A 21172-nucleotide genomic window follows, 5' to 3' on the forward strand; every position below is an offset into this window, starting at 1 on the left:
TCAGGCAGGGATCTGTTCGCTCTGCTCGCTTTCTTCTTCAATCATCAGCTTCCAGCCAACGACGTCATTCCAGTAAGCCTGTTCACGTTCAAAATCCAGTTGCACCAGGTTGTTCTGTGTCAGATAACCGGCAGGGAAACGCAGCGTCCAATGGTTATCATCGGTCACCAGGCGTAACGTTTCCGGCGTGGTGGTCGATTGGCGCTGGTTGTTAAGCAGCGTGCTCAAACGCAGCAGTTGAATCAGCGGCAGATAGTATTTTTTCTTGAACAGATTCAGCCGTGGCAGCTCTTCAAGCTTGATTGCTTTGCGGTGGAAACGCACCAGTGCCGCCAATAACCATTGTTGCTCCTGATTAAAACCGGGCAAGTTGGAGTTTTGCAGGATATAAGCGGAATGGCGGTGCATGCCGCTGTGATTGATGCTCAACCCAACTTCATGCAGCATGGCAGCCCATTTCAGCAAGGCTTCCAACTGCGGCTGCACCAGTTTGGTATTCTGCGCCATCCATTGGGCATACAGCAGTTCTGTGGTGTCCAGAACGCGTTTGGCCTGCTCACGATCGATGTTGTAGTGATCCGCCAGGCTTTTTGCCGTGCGGCTGCGAATATCCTGATGGCGGAAGCGGCCCTCCATTTCATACAGCACGCCTTCACGCAGCGCACCGTCGGAAAGACGCAGATCGCGGATGGCGAGCGCATCGAACACGCCGCACAGAATGGCCAGCCCCGGAACGAAGACCGACTGGCGATCTTCTGTCAGCCCCGGCAGGCTTAAGGTGCTGAAGTTTTTAAACTGTAAAACCTGCTCAACCAGCATATCCAGGCGTTCCAGCGTGAGCAGGCCGTCTTTCTCGCCCATGGCCACCAACACTTCATGCGCGGCCTTGATGGTGCCCGAGGCACCCAGTGCATACTGCCAGCCCTGAATGCGATATTGCCAAGCCAGGGTTTCCAGTTTTTGCGCTGCGGCCAGCCGTGCCCGCTTGAAGTTGGTTTTATTGATTTCCCCTTCAGGGAAAAACTGTTGTGCGAAGCTGACACACCCCATGCGGCGGCTTTCTGCCAGCAGCGGTTCGAAATCTTCACCAATCACCAGCTCGGTAGAACCGCCGCCAATGTCGATCACCAGTTTGCGGCCTTTTTCTGGCTGAGTGTGTTCTACACCCATAAAGATCAGACGCGCCTCTTCCTGACCAGAGATGATCTCGATGGGGTAAGGGATCACTTTGGTGGCCCGTTTCAGGAACACTTCGGCATTCACCGCCTGGCGTAGGGTATGTGTCCCTACAATAGTGACGTTATCTGCCGGGAACCCTTGCAACCGCTCGGCAAACAGCGCCAGGCAGGCCAAGCCCCGCTCGATGGCCTCTTCGCTGAGTACGTTATTGCAGTCCAATCCGTCGGCAAGGTGGACGCGCTGTTTTAAACGGCCTAATACCTGTAATGCGCCGTTCACGACCCGAGCGATCACCATGTGGAAGCTGTTCGAACCCAGGTCGATGGCAGCGATTTCCTGCGGTTTGTTGGTTACGGTGTTTTCTAGCGGCATAGTTGCTGGCCTACTTTGCTGGTTGTTCCAGAGCTTTTAAATACTCATAAATAGCCACCTGGGCGCGTACTTTACGGCGGTTACCGCGTGGCACGTACTGGTTGCTCAGTTCTTTATCGATGTAGCGAGCTTTGACCGTATCGCTGAACAGGATCTCCAGAATATCCAGAACGCGCTGTTTCAGCGTTGGATCCAGCAACGATACTGCCACCTCGATGCGGTAATCTATATTGCGGGTCATCCAGTCAGCGGATGAGAGATAAACCCGTTTGTCACCTTTGTTTTCGAAAACATAGACTCGATCGTGTTCCAGATAGCGGTCTACGATGCTGGTGACCTGAATGTTGTCGCTGATACCCGGCAAATTGGGGATCAACGCGCACATGCCACGCACCAGCAGGCGGATCTTCACTCCCGCCGTGGAGGCGGTATATAACCGATCTATCAGCCCCTTATCCACCAAATTATTTATTTTCAACATAATACCGGCGTTTTCTCCGGCCTGAGCGTTGACGATTTCGCGGTCGATCAGGTCATACAGCATCCGGCGTGAGTTCTGCGGTGACACCATCAGATGGTCGAAAGTGACTGGCCGGTATGGGTTTTCGATAAAGTTGAAGACCCGGCGCACTTCGTTGGTGATGCGTGAGTCGGCGGTCAGCAACGAGTAGTCGGTGTAAATACGCGCGGTTTTCTCGTTAAAGTTACCGGTGCCTATATGAGCATAGCGTACAATGTCATCGCCTTCACGGCGCGAGATCAGGAACAGTTTGGCGTGGATTTTCAGCCCGGGGGCAGAGAAAATAACGTGGACGCCCGCCTCTGTCAGCCGCTTGGCCCAGTGGATATTGGCCTCTTCATCAAAGCGCGCCTGCAACTCGACCACCACGGTGACTTTCTTGCCGTTGTGCGCCGCATGAATCATCGACTCAATGATGCGTGAGTCTTTCGCTACCCGGTAAATGTTGATTTTTATCGCCAGCACGCTGGGATCGAACGATGCCTGGCGCAGCAGCTCCAAGACGTGTTCGAAGGTGTGGTATGGGTAGTAAAGCAAAACGTCTTGCTCGCGGATGGCGTCGAAGCCGTTGCGGAATTTATCAAACCAGATATGGCGCAGGCGCGGCAGCGGTCGGTTGACCAGATTGGCTTTACCGACGTTAGGGAAACTGATGAAGTCTTTGAAATTGTGGTAACGGCCACCGGCAATGACCGAATCGTAATTGGAAATCCCCAGCTTGTTGCGCAGCAATTCCACCATTTCGTTGGGCATATCGCGCTGATAAACAAAGCGCACCGGTTCGGCAGTCAGGCGCTGTTTCAGGCTGGAAGACATCAGTTCCAGCAGGCTGGATTCCATTTCGGTGACCAGATCGTATTCCGCATCGCGGGTCATTTTCATCGAATAGGCGTTGAGCGCGTCGTAATCGAAGAAGCCTTTGAAGATATCATCCAGGCAGTAACGCAGAATGTTATCCAGCAGAATCATTGGCTTGCGGCGGCGCGGTGCTTCCGGTGGCAGATTGACGAAGCGTGGCACTTTGTCGGACGGGATCTCCAGCAGCGCATAGTCGCTGCGCGTACCACGGATAATCTCCACCGCCAGATAGGTGTAGTCATCTTTCAGGAACTGCACCAGATTGGTGTCATGATTGATGAGGATGGGCGTGATGTGAGGCCGCAGGTGCTGCTTAAAATATTGCCGCAGCCAGATCTGCTGGTTTTCAGACACCTGACGCTCGTTGATCAAGAAAATTTGATTACGCGCCATTTCCAGCAGCAGATCGTTGTACAGGCCGTCGAATTCCTGATCGGTTTTTAACACCTTGGCCTGGATCTTTTTCAGCAAATGACGCGGCATACCGCCCAGGCCCTGTTCTTCGCTGATTAAGATGCGCCTTTTCAGATCGGCGAAACGGACTTTATAAAACTCGTCAAGATTATTGGAGTAAATGCCCAGAAACCGCATGCGTTCAATCAGGGGATTACTCTTATCTGCCGCTTCCTGTAATACACGTTCATTAAAGGATAACCAGCTTAATTCTTTGTCGATGTAGAGCTTTTCCTGACCCATTGCCACTCCAGTTCAATTTTAGAAAAGGACTCGGGACACCGCCCAGTGTCTTATTTATTATGGCGAGAGAATTGCGGGAATGTCCAACATATCTGCGGGCATGGCACCCGCATTTTTGCCAAGGTCGGAGATCGGCCAGAGGGGGAAACCGAGAGATAATACGCGGAAGTTTTGGCATGCAAACATCATAAAACTGACATAAGATGCGCGGTTATCTTAGGACATCAGCCAGCACATGGAGCCGACAGCGAAAGACATGGCACAGACAAAGGTCAATCAACCTCCCCGCGATCGTTGGCGGGCGCTGGCCGATCGCGGCGTGCAAGGGGCTGTCACCGTTAGCGGATTGCTGGTGCTGATGACGTTGCTGCTGATTTTCGTTTATCTGCTGCTTTCGGTATTGCCATTGTTTAAACCGGTTTCGCTCGGGGCTGCACGCCCATTGCCGATTGTTAATGCCTCCCCAGCCTGGGCGATCGGTATGGATGTACAGCAGCGTATCGGTTACCGCATCGATCAACAGGGTGAAGGCCGTTTTTATCGCCTGGTAGCGCAAGGCTATGACAGCGCAGGGCAACTTTTAGCGCAACACACTTTGCTGAGTAAACCGCTGCTGTTGGCGCGGGCTGCTGGTGAGCGCGATCTGTTTGCGCTGGCCCAAGCCGATGGTCGCGTGGCGGTGGTTCAGGCTGATTTTGCCAGTGAACCACCGCAATGGCACTTTCCGCTAGGCCAGCAACCGCTGGCATTCGATCCCCAAGGGAAACCGTTGGCGCTGCTGGCGCTGGCCTCAACGCGCGCGGGAGCCACCCTGCTGGCAGCGGTGACTGACGATCATCGTTTATTGTTTGGCCGTTTCAGCCCTTCCGCGCCAGCGCAGCAGACGCAGGTGCAACTGAAAGCCGCCGCACAGCAACTGTTGCTGACGCCAGATGGCCGCCAACTTTATCTACTCAGTGGGAATCAACTGGCCCGTTACCAGATCGACGGCGCGCAGTTATCTTTGCGGGAGACGCGCACTCTGGGTGAATTTCCACCTTATCAGCTGACAACTTTACCCGGTGGTAATGCGCTATTAATCCGTGCGGCGGATGGCAGCCTGCGTGAATGGTTCACGGTAGAACACCATCAGCAACGCCAGTTGACGCCAATACAGCAATTTGCACACCGGGTATTGCCAGATGAATTACTGGTGACCGAACCCTATCGCCGGGTGTTTGCCTCATGGCAACCGGGGGGCGCATTCGCGTTATTTTCCACTATTCAGCCGCAACCCTTGTTGAATACCCGCGTGCATGGTGAGGTGCAGCAGATGGCATTTGCCCCGCGTGGCGATGGCCTGCTGCTGGAAACCGCCCAGGGTTGGCAGCATTACGCTGTGGATAATCCTTATCCCGACGTCACCTGGCGTTCGCTGTGGCAGAAGGTGTGGTATGAAAACTACCCGGAACCGGCTTATGTTTGGCAGTCCACGTCGGGGGAAGATAGCTATCAGGCCAAATTCAGCCTGATCCCGGTGATCTTCGGCACTTTTAAGGCCGCAGGCTATTCCATGTTGTTTGCCGTGCCACTGGCACTGGCCGGAGCGATTTATACCGCCTGCTTTATGTCGGCTGGATTACGGCGCGTGGTGAAACCGGCGATGGAAGTGATGGGGGCGTTACCAACGGTGGTGATTGGGCTGGTGGCCGGTATCTGGTTGGCCCCGCTGATGGAAACTTACCTGCTGGCGGTGATCGCGTTGCCGTTGCTGTTGGCGATTGTGGTGCTGTTGTGCGGCTGGCTGGTTAACCAGTTTGCACCGCGCCGCTTGGCCCCGGGGCTGGATTTACTGTTGCTGTTGCCGCTGGTGGTGCTGACCGTCTGGCTGGCGTTCGCCATCGGGCCTCGGCTGGAGCTGCAACTGTTTGGTGAACCGCTGCACTATCGGTTGGGTGAGGGTTACGATCAGCGCAATACGCTAGTGGTCGGCGTGGCGATGGGGTTTGCGTTGGTGCCGATTATTTTCTCGCTGGCCGAAGACGCTCTGTTCAGCGTGCCGACCGCACTCAGCCGTGGTTCGCTGGCGTTGGGGGCGACCCAGTGGCAAACCGTGGTTGGCGTTGTGTTGCCTTCTGCCAGCGCCGGGATATTTTCAGCCCTGATGATTGGTTTTGGCCGGGCGGTCGGGGAAACCATGATCGTACTGATGGCCACCGGCAATACGTCGATTATTGATGGTAGCCTGTTCCAGGGGTTGCGCGCTCTGGCCGCCAATATCGCCATTGAAATGCCGGAGGCGGTGGTCGGTGGCAGCCATTACCGCGTGCTGTTCCTGACTGCGCTGGTGTTGTTCATCTTTACCTTTATGTTTAACACGCTGGCTGAAGCGGTGCGTTTGCGCCTGCGCAAGCGCTATACGCTGAATCAGGAGACGCCATGAGAAAGTGGATTGGCAGCGGTTCTCCCTGGATTTGGTTGACTGCCGCGTCGGTCGCGGTCAGCCTGCTGGCGCTGATCGGTATTTTGCTGCTGTTGGCCGGGCAGGGGATGCGCTATTTCTGGCCCAGCCCGGTTTACCTGTTTGAACTGAATCAAACTGCCGCAGGATCGGTGATGGTGATTGGTGAGCTTTATCAACAACAAACGCTGTCGCGCCGCCAGTTGCAAGATTCCGGCGTCGTGCCGCCCAAAGGCGAGGCGCAAAGCTTTACCCGTTATCTGATCAAAGTGGGTAACCGTGAAATTGAAGGGCAGGATTTCCGCACTCTGCTGGCCAGCGACGTTCGCCAGCGAACCACCCCAGCGGATTTACTGGTACTGGAGCGCAATACTAATGGCACCGCCTACGGCTATCTGGCCGGGATGCTGGAAGACGGCCAGCCATTGACCGGGAGCGATCTCAGCCAGGCGTTGTTACAGCGCTTGCCACAGATTGCTGCTCTTGCCCGTCAGGCGCACCACATTCAATCCCGTGATATGGCGCGTATCAATCAGCAATTTGAAAACCTGCGCCTGCACGAAAAAAGCCTGTTGCGTGATAATAAACTGGACGAACGGCTACAGGCCTCTATCCGCGCTGAGAGGTTGGAATTACAGCGTCAATATCGGCAACTGGCCGATAAACTGGAGTGGCTGAATCGCGATCTGGAGCGTGACGCTTTGTTATTACGCGATATGCACGGGCAAGTTCATACTATCCCGCTCAGCCAGGTGCGCGATGCCTGGTATCCGAATGCCATGGGAAGCGGGCAAAAACTGCTACATTGGGCCGTTCAGGTACACAAGTTTTTGACCGACAGCCCGCGCGAGGCTAACACTGAAGGGGGCGTGTTCCCGGCGATTTTCGGCACCGTGCTGATGGTTATCCTGATGTCGATCGTGGTAATGCCATTTGGCGTTATCGCTGCGCTCTATCTGCATGAGTATGCGGGGAATAACCTGCTGACGCGCTTGATCCGTATCTCTGTGGTCAATCTGGCTGGTGTGCCTTCGATCGTGTATGGCGTGTTTGGCCTTGGCTTTTTTGTGTATATGATTGGCGGCACTCTCGATCAACTGTTTTACCCCGAATCGCTGCCCAATCCGACCTTTGGCACGCCCGGCGTGTTATGGGCGGCGTTGACGCTGGCCCTGCTAACCTTGCCGGTGGTGATTGTGGCGACTGAAGAAGGGCTGTCGCGCATTCCGGCCACCTTGCGCCAAGGATCGCTGGCATTGGGGGCTACGCGTGCAGAAACGCTGTGGCATATTGTGTTGCCGATGGCGGCTCCGGCGATGATGACCGGCTTGATCCTGGCCGTAGCGCGTGCGGCGGGGGAAACGGCACCGTTGATGCTGGTTGGCGTCGTGAAGTCGGTGCCGGTGCTGCCGGTGGATGATATTTTCCCGTATCTGCATTTAGAACGGAAATTCATGCACTTGAGTTTTCAGATCTACGACATGGCATTTCAGAGCCCGAGCGCAGAGGCGGCCAGGCCGTTGGTATTTGCGACGGCGTTCCTGTTGGTGTTGATTGTGGTGGGGCTTAATCTGGCAGCGATGGGGATCCGCCATTCGCTGCGGGAGCGTTATAAGATAGGGTCGCAATAGTCTGCTGTTACAGAGCGAAAGAGGATGACGTTTTGGGGAGTACACCATGGGTTTGATGATGCCAGACAGTTTACCCCTGCTGGATGTTCAGCATCTTGCGGATGAGGAGACTGCACTGTCGGTAAACGGCCTGAATCTGTTTTACGGTGCAAAGCAGGTATTGCACGATATCTCCCTGCGTATTCCGAAACACCGCGTCACGGCACTGATTGGGCCTTCTGGCTGCGGGAAGTCAACGCTGCTGCGCTGTTTTAACCGTATGAACGATCTGGTCGACGATTGCCGCATCAACGGTGAGCTGCGGCTCAACGGCGAAATCATTTCCGGCCCCCAGGTTGAGGTGGCCGCATTGCGGCGGCGCGTTGGTATGGTGTTTCAGCGGCCAAATCCGTTCCCGAAATCCATCTACGAAAATGTGGTTTACGGCCTGCGGCTGCAAGGGATCCGCGAGCGGCGTATTTTGGACGAGGCCGTAGAGCGTTCCTTGCGCGCAGCAGCCTTGTGGCATGAGGTGAAAGATCGCTTGCGCGAGAATGCGTTCCGCTTGTCCAGCGGCCAGCAACAACGCCTAGTGATTGCCCGTGCGATCGCGATTGAACCTGAAGTGCTCTTGCTGGATGAACCGACCTCGGCGTTGGATCCCATCTCAACGCTCACCATCGAGGAGCTTATTGCGGCCCTGAAACAGCGCTACAGCGTGGTATTGGTAACGCACAATATGCAGCAGGCGGCGCGGGTCTCGGACTATACGGCATTTATCCACCAGGGACGACTGGTGGAATATAACCATACCGATGGTATTTTTACCTCACCGAGCCAGCGCCGTACGGAAGATTACATCACTGGCCGATATGGTTGATGCGGTTTATTTGTTTTGCTTGTTTGATGGTTCCGGCTGGTTTTCGGGTTCAGCGGAGCTAAGAGCGGTTTTCAACGGCGTGATTTTTGCGGGGGCTGCGGGTTGAGCCTTCTGCATCAGTTGCGACTGGCCGATAAACACGCCGCCTTTCTCGATCGAGATTTCGTCAGCAAAAATATCCCCACGCACGCTGCCTTTGGGCTGAATTGACAGCGATTCAGCATAGCACCGGCCTTCCACCGAACCGTTAATCATGATCTGCTGCGCGCGGATTTCACCTTTGACGCTGCCGCTATTTTCGATGCGTACCATGTGCATACAGATGATGTTACCTTCAACCTGGCCTTCGATGATGATATTGCCGTCGCCTTCGATCACCCCGGTAAACTGAGCCCCATTAGAGACAAAGGTGTCTTTCTTGGCGCGGATCGGTTTGATGGCATCGGCAACATCACTAGGGGCTACCAACTCAGGCTGAGGTGCCGTCGGTGATGTTGGTGAATCAATCACCTCAGGTGATTTTGACTCACTAGCAGATTTTTTCTGTTTATTGAATGACAGCATTTTATTCATCCTTGGTATTTTGTAGATAAACGCGATAGTTACCAACAGCATAACGAATAACGTTGCGAGTAGCGGTCGGTTCAGGTTTGTTCCGTTGGTGCCGAGCCCTGTCAGCCAAAGCATTATGAGTAAAGCCCATAACACCCAGATACACCATAATAAATTGTATTTACGCATGTTTCTCAGGCCGATTGAATTCCGTTTGCAGCAGAGGACGGGGAATGGTGTTACCTGCCCGCAGTCACCGTTTCCGTTGGGGCTATAGGTAGTGGCCGGAATGATACCTAACAATGAGCATTAAATCATCATGCGGTTTGTTAATCAGAATTTCTAAGAATGCTGACTTTCAGTTGTGGTTTCAACCGTAACTCAATAACCGACTGATATAGTTATATATTATTTTATTGGCATGAATTGCTAAACAACTTTGCAACATTAAGGTGGTGGAAGGCGTAAGATTCATGCGGAAACTCGTTGCTAAAATAAGGAGATGTTATGTCATTGTCAATTTATGCCCATTCCCCTGCACAGTTCATCCGTGGTTTACAGAACCTGTCATCGATCTTAAAGAAGGCGGAGCAGTTTCTGCATGAAAAACAGCTAGCCGAAAGTACGCTGCTGGAGGCGCGCTTAGCACCGGATATGTTCCCTCTGTTACGGCAGGTGCAGATTACCAGTGATACGGCGAAAGGTGCGGTCGCCAGGCTCAGCGGGCAGGAAGTGCCAGCGATGCCAGACAATGAGGCGAGCTTTGCTGAATTACATCAGCGTATTGAGAAAACCATCGCTTATCTGCAACGCTTCCAGGCTGGTGATTTTGCTGACGCCGATGGGCGCACGATCAAGCTGCAGAGTAAATCACGGGAATTCAGCTTTACGGCAGAGGGCTACCTGCTGACTTTCGCTATCCCGAATTTCTATTTCCATCTGACGGCAGCTTACGCCATTCTGCGCCATCAGGGCGTTGAGTTGGGTAAAATGGATTATCTGGGTCAGGTCTGACTTTTTCTCTAGACTGCGGAGAGGGGGCTGTTAACCCCTCTCCTGTATGCTTACTTTGGCGTTAGGTGCGGTGTTTTGAACTTCGCCAGATATTGCGGTTGGAAGATACACATGCGCAGCACGGTGCGATATTCGCCGTTAACAAAGAACTCGTCGATCAGCTCACCTTCCACTTCGAACCCTAATTTACTGTAAATGTGAATCGCTTTCGGGTTCTCTTTGTCGACGATCAAATAAAGTTTATACAGATTCAGTACGGAGAAACCATAGTCCATCGCCAGCTTGGCGGCGGTGCCAGCGTAGCCTTTGCCCTGATGGGCCGGATCAATAATGATCTGAAATTCGGCGCGGCGGTGGATGTGATCGATCTCCACCAGTTCAACCAGACCGACTTTGGCCCCTTCGTGTTCGATAATAAAGCGCCGTTCGCTCTGATCGTGAATGTGTTTGTCGTACAGATCGGACAGTTCGACAAAGGCTTCATACGGTTCTTCAAACCAGTAGCGCATTACGCTGGCGTTGTTATCCATCTGATGAACGAACGTCAAATCGTCCCGTTCCAGTGGGCGTAATTTGACGCTGGTGGTGCTTGGCATATCTTTTCCTCAACATAATGAATATGTGCAAAGTATAATGCTGGGCATTAGATTAGGGCGAAAAAAAACGGTGCCACTCAGGGCACCGTTTAGGCTGTATTCAGATTGCAGGCGCTAGTCTGCCGCATGGCCTTGCGCAGGCAGGCGTTCCCCATCCAGCCAAGCCGCGTTATCACCCATTGCCAGCCGCCCGGCAATAAACCAGTTCACCACCAGTGGGTAAATACGGTGTTCCTGCGTCTGCACGCGTTCAATCACCTCATCTTCCTCGTCACCGGGGAAAATAGGCACTTTGGCTTGCAGGATCACCGGGCCGCCGTCGAGTTGCTCGGTAACGAAATGCACCGAAGTACCGTGCTCGCTGTCGCCGTTGTCGATCGCTTGCTTATGAGTGTGCAGGCCGGGATATTTCGGCAGCAGTGACGGATGGATGTTCAGCATACGCCCGGCATAGTGCTGAACAAAAGCGCTGCTGAGGATGCGCATATAACCCGCCAGCACCACCAGATCGGGCTGGTATTGATCGATTTCGGCAGCCAGTGCCGCATCGAACGCCTCACGGTCGGCAAAGGCGCTGGCATCCAGCGCATGGGCGGCAATGCCAGCGTCTGCGGCACGCTGCAGGCCATAAGCTTGGGCTTTGTTGCTGAATACCGCCACAATATTGGCGGCAATCCGGCCTTGCTGGCAGGCGTCAATCAACGCCTGGAGATTGCTCCCCTGGCCAGAGACCAACACCACAATCTTTTTCATCACTGAATAATCACTTGTTGTTCGTCAGAAGAAGCCGTCAGTTTACCGATTTTCCAGGCTTTTTCACCGGCAGCGGTCAACAAAGCGATAGCTTCTTCAACCGCACTTTCCGGCAGCGCAATCACCATCCCCACGCCGCAGTTAAAGGTGCGATACATCTCGTGGCGGCTGACGTTACCGGCCTGTTGCAGCCAATTGAAGATCGCTGGCCACTGCCAGCTTGATTCATCAATGTTCGCCTGCATACCTTCTGGCAGCACGCGCGGGATGTTCTCCCAGAAGCCACCACCGGTCAGGTGAGCAATTGCATGCACCTCAACCTTGGCAATCAGCTCCAGCACGGATTTGACGTAAATTTTGGTCGGCGCAAGCAGATGATCTGCCAGCGGTTTGCCTTCCAGCAGGGTCGTCGTAGGATCGGTATTACTGACTTCAAGGATCTTGCGCACCAGTGAATAACCGTTGGAATGCGGACCGGAAGCACCCAAGGCGATCAGAGCATCACCCGGCTGCACTTTGCTGCCGTCGATGATCTCGGATTTCTCGACCACGCCCACGCAGAAACCGGCGACGTCATAATCCTCACCGTGGTACATACCTGGCATTTCGGCGGTTTCGCCCCCCACCAGCGCACAACCAGACTGCTTGCAACCTTCGGCGATGCCGCTGATCACGCTGGTGGCAGTGTCTACATCCAGTTTGCCGGTTGCATAATAATCAAGGAAGAACAGCGGTTCAGCACCCTGAACCACCAGGTCGTTCACACACATCGCAACCAGATCGATACCGATGGTGTCGTGACGTTTCAGGTCCATCGCCAGGCGCAGCTTGGTGCCTACGCCGTCGGTCCCAGAAACCAGTATTGGTTCGCGGTATTTCTGCGGCAACGCACACAGGGCGCCAAACCCGCCTAGGCCACCCATTACTTCCGGGCGGCGGGTCTGTTTAACTACACCTTTGATGCGATCTACCAATGCGTTGCCAGCATCGATATCGACACCTGCGTCTTTATAGCTGAGAGAGGTTTTGTCGGTCACTGCGCGATCCCCACGACGGTTTGCGGTTTGAAAACTGTGCTTCCGGTGTTGTTTCCGGAATAAGGCGCGGCAATTCTAACAGCGCAAGCAAACGTTTGCGAGAACCGTGTTGGCTTGCTCCCACTTTTCGTTCGAGGTTTCTATTACTCTGGCGAACGGGGCCAGCCAGTGGTTGAGGATTAATGCTCTTGCCCCAAAACGCTGCCCGAGATTTATTGGGTATATAATAATTATCGATCTTTTGTTGATCTTGATACGGCTATTGGTAGTGGCGCACTCGGTAAAAGACGGTATAATCCCGCGATTTTTTTGGCCGTCAACCGCCTTAATAGGAGAATAATGATGAAGATCGTTGAGGTGAAACACCCGCTGGTTAAACACAAACTTGGCCTGATGCGTGAGCATGACATCAGCACCAAGCGCTTTCGTGAGCTGGCTTCTGAAGTGGGGAGTTTGTTGACCTATGAAGCGACCGCCGATCTGGTGACTGAAAAAGTGACTATTGAAGGCTGGTGTGGGCCGGTTGAAGTCGAACAGATTAAAGGGAAAAAAATTACCGTGGTGCCAATCCTGCGTGCCGGGCTTGGCATGATGGAAGGGGTACTTGAGCACGTCCCCAGTGCGCGTATCAGCGTAGTGGGTTTTTACCGTGATGAAGAAACCCTGCAGCCGGTGCCTTATTTCCAGAAGCTGGTTTCCAACATTTCAGAACGTATGGCGCTAGTGGTTGACCCAATGTTGGCTACCGGTGGCTCGATGATTGCGACTATCGATTTGCTGAAGAAAGCGGGTTGCAGCAGTATCAAGGTGCTGGTGTTGGTTGCGGCCCCGGAAGGGGTTAAAGCGCTGGAGAAAGCCCACCCGGATGTAGAGCTGTATACCGCTTCTATTGATAAGTATCTCAATGAGAATGGCTACATTGTGCCTGGCCTGGGTGATGCAGGCGATAAGATATTTGGGACTAAATAATTTAAATAAGCCGACCAGAGAGTCGGCTTTTTAATGCTCGTCGTCTTTCAAGCTACAACTTGAAATCCATAGAGCATTTATAATCAAGCCAACACAACTGATAATAGTTCAGAGGAAAAAATACATGACCCGTCGTGCTATCGGCGTCAGCGAACGCCCGCCGTTACTCCAAACCATTCCACTCAGCTTCCAGCATCTGTTCGCCATGTTTGGTGCGACCGTTTTGGTGCCGATTTTATTCAAAATCAACCCAGCGACGGTGTTGCTGTTCAACGGTATCGGGACGCTGCTGTATCTGTTTATCTGTAAAGGCAAGATCCCGGCCTATCTAGGCTCCAGCTTTGCGTTTATTTCACCGGTATTGCTGCTGTTGCCGTTGGGTTATGAAGTGGCGCTCGGCGGTTTTATCATGTGCGGCGTGCTGTTTTGCCTGGTGGCGTTGATTGTGAAAAAAGCTGGGACCGGCTGGCTGGATGTGATCTTCCCGCCCGCCGCGATGGGGGCCATCGTGGCGGTGATCGGTTTGGAACTGGCAGGTGTGGCGGCCAATATGGCTGGCTTGTTACCTGCCGAAGGCACTTCAGCCGACAGCACCACCATCACGATTTCACTGGTGACGCTGGGGGTCACCGTGCTCGGTTCGGTCCTGTTCCGTGGTTTCCTGGCGATTATCCCGATCCTGATCGGGGTGCTGGTGGGTTATGCGCTGTCGTTCGTGATGGGCGTAGTGGATCTGACGCCCATCCGTGAAGCGCACTGGTTTGCACTGCCAACCTTCTATACGCCGCGTTTTGAATGGTTCGCTATTTTCACCATTTTGCCCGCAGCGCTGGTGGTGATTGCTGAACACGTTGGCCATTTGGTGGTGACGGCGAATATTGTCAAAAAAGACCTGTTGCGCGATCCCGGCTTACATCGTTCGATGTTTGCCAACGGTATCTCGACGGTGATTTCCGGCTTCTTCGGCTCAACGCCTAACACCACCTATGGTGAGAACATTGGCGTGATGGCGATCACCAAGGTTTACAGTACCTGGGTAATCGGCGGCGCGGCGATTCTAGCGATCCTGCTTTCTTGCGTAGGTAAGCTGGCGGCGGCGATCCAGGCGGTGCCAGTACCGGTGATGGGCGGTGTTTCTCTGCTGCTGTACGGTGTGATCGGCGCTTCGGGTATCCGGGTGCTGATTGAGTCCAAGGTGGATTACAACAAGGCGCAGAACCTGATCCTGACTTCGGTGATCCTGATTATCGGGGTGAGCGGTGCCAAAGTGCATATCGGCGCAGCAGAGCTGAAAGGCATGGCGCTGGCGACCATCGTGGGTATCGGCCTGAGCCTGCTGTTCAAGGTGATCAGCCTGTATCGCCGGGAAGAAGAAGTGATTGATGTGCCAGAAGAGCGGCGCGACCATTAGTTAATGCTCAACGGCCATGGATGATGGCCTTTTGCTCGAGATATCCCCTTCATACTTCAAGTTTCTTCATTACTCGGCCCCCTCGGGCCAGCGCAAGCGCTGTTCAAATCGGTCTACGGCCAGTTTGAGCAGTGCCACCTCCTGCTTGTAACTTGAATTTATTAAGTTTTTTCTTATTTTTCACAGGTTTGATTCCTGTAAATATACGGTTAATTTTTTGTTTATTTTGATCTTTAATACTTTTTTTTAAAAAATAGAAATTGTCAGAAATTAATTTCTGACTGAGTAAGAGAAGGTTAAAAGGGGTATTTCGTATAAAAACATTGCTGCCAATCGCATATAAACTTTCATTTTATTGGCTATTAACACCTTAATGCTCATTTAATAATATTAAATTTGGTGTTTTAATCTAAATAATTGCATTTTTGTAGTTAATAAGTCTTTTCTTATTGGTTTGGGGTAATATCCTTCTAGTCAGGCAGGCCAATACAGATTTATCTAGTAAGTAAATTCACCTTGGCCTTATCCCGCTAGCAACTGGCTTTACCAGAGTGAGTGGGGGTGACAAAGCACGTCACATACAAATGGATATACAAACCGATACATTAAGGAAGTTTTACCATGAAAAAAATGACACTTGCTCTGGCAATGGTTTCTGCATTCGCAATCGTTGGTACTGCTCAGGCAGCAGACGTTACTGCTCAGGCACTGGCTACCTGGTCTGCAACTGCTAAGAAAGATACCACGAGCAAACTGGTTGTTACGCCACTGGGCAGCCTGTCTTTCCAATATGCTGAAGGTATCAAAGGCTTCAACAGCCAGAAAGGCCTGTTCGATATCACTATCGAAGGCGATACCAGTGCCAGTGATTTCAAACTGACTTCTAAACTGGTTTCTAACACCCTGACTCAGTTGGACACTTCTGGTTCTACTCTGGATGTTGGCGTTAACTTCAATGGTGTTGCGGTAGAAAAGACTGGCAAAACCACCATGATTGACACCTCAGCTGGCATCCTGGGTGGCAACTTGAGCGCGTTGAGTAACGCTTATAACCAGACTGGCCGCACTAGCGCGCAAGATCAGTTCACTTTCAACATCATTGGCGCAACTTCTGATGGTACTACTCAAGTGACTGACTTCTCTGCACTGCCAGAAGGTATCTGGAGTGGTGATGTGAGCGTTGAGTTCGACGCTACTTGGACTATCTAAACATCCCTTCTTGGTAATGCGTTTTAAACAGGGGGTCCTCCCCTGTTTTTCGCTCATATAAAGTGTTGGAAAATTATTATGAGTCGTTTCTATTTTTCTATTCCGCTTCTGCTTTCTTTATGTCACAGCGCGTTGGCGCTGGATGTCGGGGCTATCAGTTCATTTATGCACAGTGATAGTGCAATTTTGAGTAAAGAAATTAAAAATACGACGGATGATGGCCGCTTGGTGAATATAAAAATAGAACGGATTTCTAATCCATCAGAGTCTGGCACCATTATTCCGATGGAGACGCCAGATGAAATGCTGCTCTCACCTGCCAGCTTGATGATGCCAGCCAAAGCTATTGATGTTATTCGCTTTTATTATAAAGGGCCTGAGGATAATAAAGAGCGTTATTATCGGATTGTCTGGCTCGATCAGGCATTATCCGATGCTGGGCAAAATACCGCTAAACGCAATGCGGTGGCTACGACGTCGGCACGTATTGGCACTATCCTGGTCGTGGCGCCACGCAAAGTACAATTCAACCATCAGTATGCTAATGGAAAAATCACCAACACTGGGAATGCCACTTTCAAGATGGTGGCTTATGGCATGTGTAAAGACAAGAAAAGCGGCAACGACTGTAAAGAAAACTATTTCGTGATGCCTGGGAGAGAGCGTGCTCTGACTAAGGTTGATATTAATGATAAGAAAAGTCATGTCGCACTTTGGTATGGAGAACGCTTTATTCAAGTTAAATAGAACCGTGTCTGATTTGTCATGGAATACATAAAAAGCTTGTTTAGGGCATATACCCCAAATAATTCAAGTTGCTGTTCAAAAACGTAACGCGTTTTTGAACAGCAACCTGAAGTATGGCGGGTATAGACACAGTTCAAGGAGTTCTAAGTGAAGCCAATCCTGGATGGTGCGTTGGTAAAAACATTGGTTACGGTAGGGGTGTTTGCCACACCGACCGTTCTGCTTTCTGGACAATCAGCTTTTGCTGCTGAGTTGAACCAAATTAATGGTGTTCTGATCCCTCAGGCTTTTCGTACGGCACTGAGCGAAGGGGTAAGTATCCCGGTTCTGCTGCATTTTGAGAAAAATGGCACGCCGAAAGACGATCAGCGTATTGGTCATGCTGTGTTATCCCTGGATAATAACCGTCTGAAGATCCGCCAGGTTATTCTGGAAGATAATGAGGGCGGAGCACAGCTGACAGAAGCTACGTTAAAACAACTCAATAAGCTGGAAAATACTGAATTTGACGATAAAAACCGTGTGATGCTGACGGACGATGCCTGGTTGGCCTTGAATTTCCGTCAGTTGCACCTGCAACTGGTCGTCAAAGAATCTGCCATGGGCACGGTATTTCGTGAACGTTCTAGCGATATAGGTGCGTCAAGCGTCGATACATTAAGCAGCACGCTGAATTATAACCTGGGGATTTACGATAACCGTACTAAAGCCAGTGAAGGTTTTAGTTCCAGCTATTTATCGCTAAATAGCCTGACCTCGTTGCGTGAACACCATGTGGATGTGAACGGTTCTGTTTATGGCATCGGCAGCAGTAACCGGAACGGCAACATCTATAAAGCTATGTATGAGCGTGATTTTGCTGGCCGACGTTTTGCCGCAGGCATGTTGGACAGTTGGAATCTGCAATCGCTCGGCCCGGTCACAACCATCAACGCAAGTAAAATTTATGGCATGTCTTATGGCAACCGCGCCAGTTCAACCGTGTTGGATAACACCCAATCGTTAACCCCGATAGTGGCCTTTTTCCCTGCGGCGGGTGAAGTTCACCTGTCACGTGATGGGCGCTTGTTGAGCGTGCAGAATTTTGCCATGGGTAATCATGAAGTTGACACCGGTACTCTGCCTTATGGCATTTACGACGTGCAGGTGGAAGTGGTGGTGAATGGTCAGGTGATCAACCGGCGTACTCAGCGGGTTAACAAGCTCTATAGCCCATCACATGCCGCCAGCGCCGCTATGTCCTGGCAGTATTGGGGCGGTCTGGTGCGTATGAGCGAGTGGCGTGGGGACAACGATCGTACCCGCGCAGCAAAAGATTCCTATCTGGCGGGGGCGTCTGCCACGGGTAATGCGCAGATGCTGAACTGGGCACTGTCCGGCTATTGGCTGGACAACAACCCGGTTGGGGAAGGGCGCATCAGCGTACCGATCGCCGAAGCCTTGCAGGTGAGTACCCAGGGCATGACGGCTGCCGATAATTCATGGAGCCTAATCAATACCGTTAGCGTCACCTTGCCTGGAGGCTTCAGTACGCTGTGGGCAAATGAAGAAAAGACGACGATCGGCAACAAACTGCGTCAGAACGATGCTCATAACCGGGCAATCGGTGGCACGTTGAATCTGGGGGCAATCAGCCCGCGACTGGGCACCTTTAGCGTCAGTTACAACGATGACAGGAAGAACCACAGCCATTATTACAATGTCGATTACTTCCAGAACCTGTTTACCAGCCATTATGGGACGTTGAGCCTGCGTGTCGGGGTACAGCGTTACAACTACAACAACAGTAGTTCGCAGGGGAATACCGGTAAGTATATCGCGCTTGATTTCTCGTTGCCGCTGGGCAACTGGTTTAGCGCTGGGGTTTCCAACCAGAATGGTTACACCACCGCCAATATTGCAGCCCGTAAAGAGATGACTGAAGGGACGATCCGCACGGTCGGTGCCAACGTTTCGCGGGTTATTTCAGGTGATACCAACGGGGATAATGATTTTAACGGCGGTGCTTATGCGCGCTTTGATACTAAATATTCCACTGGCACGGTTAACGTCAGCAGCTCTGCCAACGGTTCAGTCAACTCCAGTTTGACCGCCAGTGGCAGTTTGGGCTGGCAGGGGCGTGACATTGCGGCGAGTGGGCGCAGTGAAGGGAACTCCGGGATTATTATCAAAACCGGCCTGGAGAAAGAAGGCATGCTGACTGCGCGTGTGGATGGGCGCATCGTTAAGCTGACCGGCGATAAAAACTATCTGCCGTTGTCACCTTACGGCCAGTATGTCGTTGAGTTAATGAATAATAAAAACTCGATGGAAAGTTTTGATATCGTCACCAAGCGCAAAACGAATTTGACGCTGTACCCGGGCAACGTGGCGGTGATTGAGCCACAAATCAAACAGTTGGTAACGGTATTTGGCCGCATTAAAGCGGAGGATGGCTCTTTGCTGGCCAACGCTAACATTAAAAACCACATCGGGCTTACCCGCACGGATGATAAAGGGGAGTTTGTGATGGATGTGGATAAAAAATTCCCGGTGATCGATTTTACTCAGAGCCAAGGTCAAACCTGTGAGGTGGAACTGGATCTGGTTAAGGCGCAAGGCGCCGTCTGGGTTGGCGACGTGGTTTGCCGTGGGCTGAGAACCTATGCCAGCCATGGGCAAGCAGGAGAAATGCGTAATGAAGGCTAAAATAGCACGCTTGATGTTGTTGCTCGGTGGCTTGTTGGCTGCCGTTCCGGCGCTGGCTATCAACCCGACCAATCTGGCGGATGCTGCGGCGATGAAGTTTGTCTTTGTTGAGAACAATGCGGACGATAACTTCTTTGTTACCCCAGCTGGGGGGCTGGATCCACGTCTGACCGGGGCCAATAAATGGACAGGCCTGAAATATGGTGGATCCGGTACGGTTTACCAGCAGAGCCTGGGTTACGTCGACAACGGTTATAACACCGGTCTGAATGCCAACTGGCGGTTCGACATGTGGCTGGAAAATGCGCCGGTCAAAAACCCGTTCTTGGGGTTGCGCTGTATTAACTGGTATGCCGGCTGTAACATGGATACCAGCCTGATCCTGCCAGAAACCACGGATGAAAAAGGGTTTTATGGCACCGTTGTAACGCCAGGCGGGCAAAAATGGATGCATGGCATGATGTCGCCGAATTTTTACCAGTACCTGAAGCAAATGGCTACGGGTAGCTCATTCAATATGCAGATCAATAACTGCCAGACTTCTGTTGCCTACAGCGCCAGCAGCGGTGGGCGCTGCCAGAATCAGAGTACAGGAACCTGGTATCGACGTAATGTGTCCCACACCAAGGCTGCTCACCTGCGGTTTATCAATACCAACGCGGTATCCGAGGTATTTGTTAACAGTGACGGGGTGCCGATCATTGGTGAAGGGAATGCGGACTGCAAGACACAAACCGTGGGTAGCCGCAGCGGCATCATGTGCAAAATGGTGAGCTACAATCTGCAGACGGATGGCAGTGTCAGCAACACCTCGATTCATGTGTTCCCCTCAATCAACCATGCTGCGCTGGCATCGGTTGCCAACGCGGCCGATCTGCAGTTCAGCCTGAACGGCAATACGTGGAAAAACACGTCGGGTACGACGTATTACTATACTTTTGATGAATTGAAGAGCAATAACGCGATTTATGTCTTCTTTTCCAGTAACTTGTTCAAGCAGATGGTGAACCTGGGCATCACAGACAGTGGAACCCGTGATCTGATTAACTTCCGTTTTCAGAACACCACCTCGCCGGAATCGGGTTGGTATGAGTTTTCGACCTCGAACCAATTAATCATTAAACCGCGTGATTTCAGTATCAGCATTATTTCTGATGATTTCGATAATGCGCCTTATCGCGAAGGTTATGTTGGCAACGGGGAACCGCCGCTGGAATTTGGCTATATTGTTACCACCAGTGGCAAGAGCAGCGCCGATGTGGTCAAGGTGATGGCCACAGGCCCAACGCAGTCATTGGCGGGGAATCCCTACTGTATTTTCTCTGCGGATGAAGATGCAGCGACGCGAGTGCCTTTCCCGGCTAAGCTCAGTATTACCACCAGCACAGGTACGGAAAAGTCGTTTGACTCCGGGTGTGACGGGCAATGGCATGATATGACGAATGCCTTGTGGAGCAGCACGCCGTGGAACGATATTTCTGGCGCTGTTGGCGTGATGAATAAAACCAGGGTTAAATTTACTATCCCGATGAACGATCCCATCTCGAGCAAAACCGTTGATGGTAATGGTTGGTTTGGTGATGTCAGGGCTGCGGGCGAGATCCATGTTGAAGCGACCTGGCGCAATATCAACTAAGGGGA

Annotated in this window: 16 protein-coding genes; 10 read left to right on the forward strand and 6 right to left on the reverse strand. The window is 52.2% G+C overall.

Going from position 1 to position 21172, the window contains the following annotated elements:
• Together ppx and ppk1 are read right to left on the reverse strand one after the other, a co-directional pair.
• Positions 1-1551 (reverse strand): exopolyphosphatase, encoded by a 1551-nt coding sequence (ppx, locus tag IV04_RS15600; protein ID WP_037395519.1) that lies wholly within the window; start codon positions 1549-1551, stop codon positions 1-3.
• Between the two features lie 10 nt (positions 1552-1561).
• The gene (ppk1, locus tag IV04_RS15605) at positions 1562-3625 is read right to left on the reverse strand and encodes a polyphosphate kinase 1 (RefSeq protein WP_037395521.1); all 2064 of its coding nucleotides are present in this window, start codon (positions 3623-3625) and stop codon (positions 1562-1564) included.
• A 256-nt stretch (positions 3626-3881) separates the two neighbouring features.
• Between ppk1 and IV04_RS15610 the strand changes: the two genes are divergently transcribed.
• Genes IV04_RS15610 through pstB form a run of 3 tightly spaced genes read left to right on the forward strand, consistent with a single transcriptional unit; the run spans position 3882 to position 8555 of the window.
• Positions 3882-6047, forward strand: coding sequence for an ABC transporter permease subunit (locus IV04_RS15610; RefSeq protein ID WP_037395523.1), 2166 nt, complete (start codon positions 3882-3884; stop codon positions 6045-6047).
• Positions 6044-7696: a phosphate ABC transporter permease PstA gene (pstA, locus tag IV04_RS15615; protein WP_037395525.1), complete on the forward strand. Its 1653-nt coding sequence runs from the start codon at positions 6044-6046 to the stop codon at positions 7694-7696. The genes IV04_RS15610 and pstA overlap by 4 nt, the downstream gene beginning before the upstream one ends.
• 46 nt (positions 7697-7742) lie before the next feature.
• Complete coding sequence (pstB, locus tag IV04_RS15620; protein ID WP_037395527.1) at positions 7743-8555, forward strand: phosphate ABC transporter ATP-binding protein PstB; 813 nt, start codon at positions 7743-7745, stop codon at positions 8553-8555.
• A gap of 6 nt (positions 8556-8561) precedes the next feature.
• On the opposite strand, the gene IV04_RS15625 is transcribed toward pstB, so the two are convergent.
• A complete protein-coding gene (locus IV04_RS15625; protein WP_051916830.1) occupies positions 8562-9119 on the reverse strand; it encodes a polymer-forming cytoskeletal protein in 558 nt (185 codons plus the stop codon).
• Between the two features lie 495 nt (positions 9120-9614).
• Here IV04_RS15625 and IV04_RS15630 point away from each other — a divergent pair, with 495 nt between their 5' ends.
• Positions 9615-10121, forward strand: a complete 507-nt coding sequence (locus tag IV04_RS15630; protein WP_037395529.1) for a DUF1993 family protein — start codon at positions 9615-9617, stop codon at positions 10119-10121.
• Positions 10122-10171: 50 nt separating this feature from the next.
• Here IV04_RS15630 and speG read toward each other — a convergent pair whose 3' ends face one another.
• The 3 genes from speG to purM form a co-directional block, all read right to left on the reverse strand.
• Positions 10172-10717, reverse strand: a complete 546-nt coding sequence (gene speG / locus IV04_RS15635) for a spermidine N1-acetyltransferase (RefSeq protein WP_037395531.1) — start codon at positions 10715-10717, stop codon at positions 10172-10174.
• A 114-nt stretch (positions 10718-10831) separates the two neighbouring features.
• Positions 10832-11470: a phosphoribosylglycinamide formyltransferase gene (purN, locus tag IV04_RS15640; RefSeq protein WP_037395533.1), complete on the reverse strand. Its 639-nt coding sequence runs from the start codon at positions 11468-11470 to the stop codon at positions 10832-10834.
• Entirely contained in the window at positions 11470-12507 is a 1038-nt protein-coding gene (gene purM / locus IV04_RS15645) for a phosphoribosylformylglycinamidine cyclo-ligase (RefSeq protein WP_037395534.1), read from the reverse strand. The genes purN and purM overlap by 1 nt, the downstream gene beginning before the upstream one ends.
• Positions 12508-12849: 342 nt before the next feature.
• Here purM and upp point away from each other — a divergent pair, with 342 nt between their 5' ends.
• The 6 genes from upp to IV04_RS15675 all read left to right on the forward strand — a co-directional run bounded on the left by upp (position 12850) and on the right by IV04_RS15675 (position 21167).
• Entirely contained in the window at positions 12850-13476 is a 627-nt protein-coding gene (upp, locus tag IV04_RS15650; protein ID WP_037395536.1) for a uracil phosphoribosyltransferase, read from the forward strand.
• 124 nt (positions 13477-13600) lie between these two features.
• Entirely contained in the window at positions 13601-14887 is a 1287-nt protein-coding gene (uraA, locus tag IV04_RS15655) for a uracil permease (RefSeq protein ID WP_037395538.1), read from the forward strand.
• Positions 14888-15508: 621 nt separating this feature from the next.
• Positions 15509-16096 (forward strand): common pilus major fimbrillin subunit EcpA, encoded by a 588-nt coding sequence (locus IV04_RS15660; RefSeq protein ID WP_037395539.1) that lies wholly within the window; start codon positions 15509-15511, stop codon positions 16094-16096.
• A gap of 78 nt (positions 16097-16174) precedes the next feature.
• Positions 16175-16843, forward strand: coding sequence for a hypothetical protein (locus IV04_RS15665; RefSeq protein WP_037395545.1), 669 nt, complete (start codon positions 16175-16177; stop codon positions 16841-16843).
• Between the two features lie 147 nt (positions 16844-16990).
• The gene (locus IV04_RS15670; protein WP_369794928.1) at positions 16991-19531 is read left to right on the forward strand and encodes a CS1-pili formation C-terminal domain-containing protein; all 2541 of its coding nucleotides are present in this window, start codon (positions 16991-16993) and stop codon (positions 19529-19531) included.
• Between the two features lie 13 nt (positions 19532-19544).
• Entirely contained in the window at positions 19545-21167 is a 1623-nt protein-coding gene (locus tag IV04_RS15675) for a hypothetical protein (protein WP_369794932.1), read from the forward strand.
• The last annotated feature ends 5 nt before the right edge of the window (positions 21168-21172 follow it).

Origin of the sequence: Serratia sp. Ag1 (assembly GCF_000743355.1) — a bacterium.
GTDB lineage: Bacteria > Pseudomonadota > Gammaproteobacteria > Enterobacterales > Enterobacteriaceae > Chania.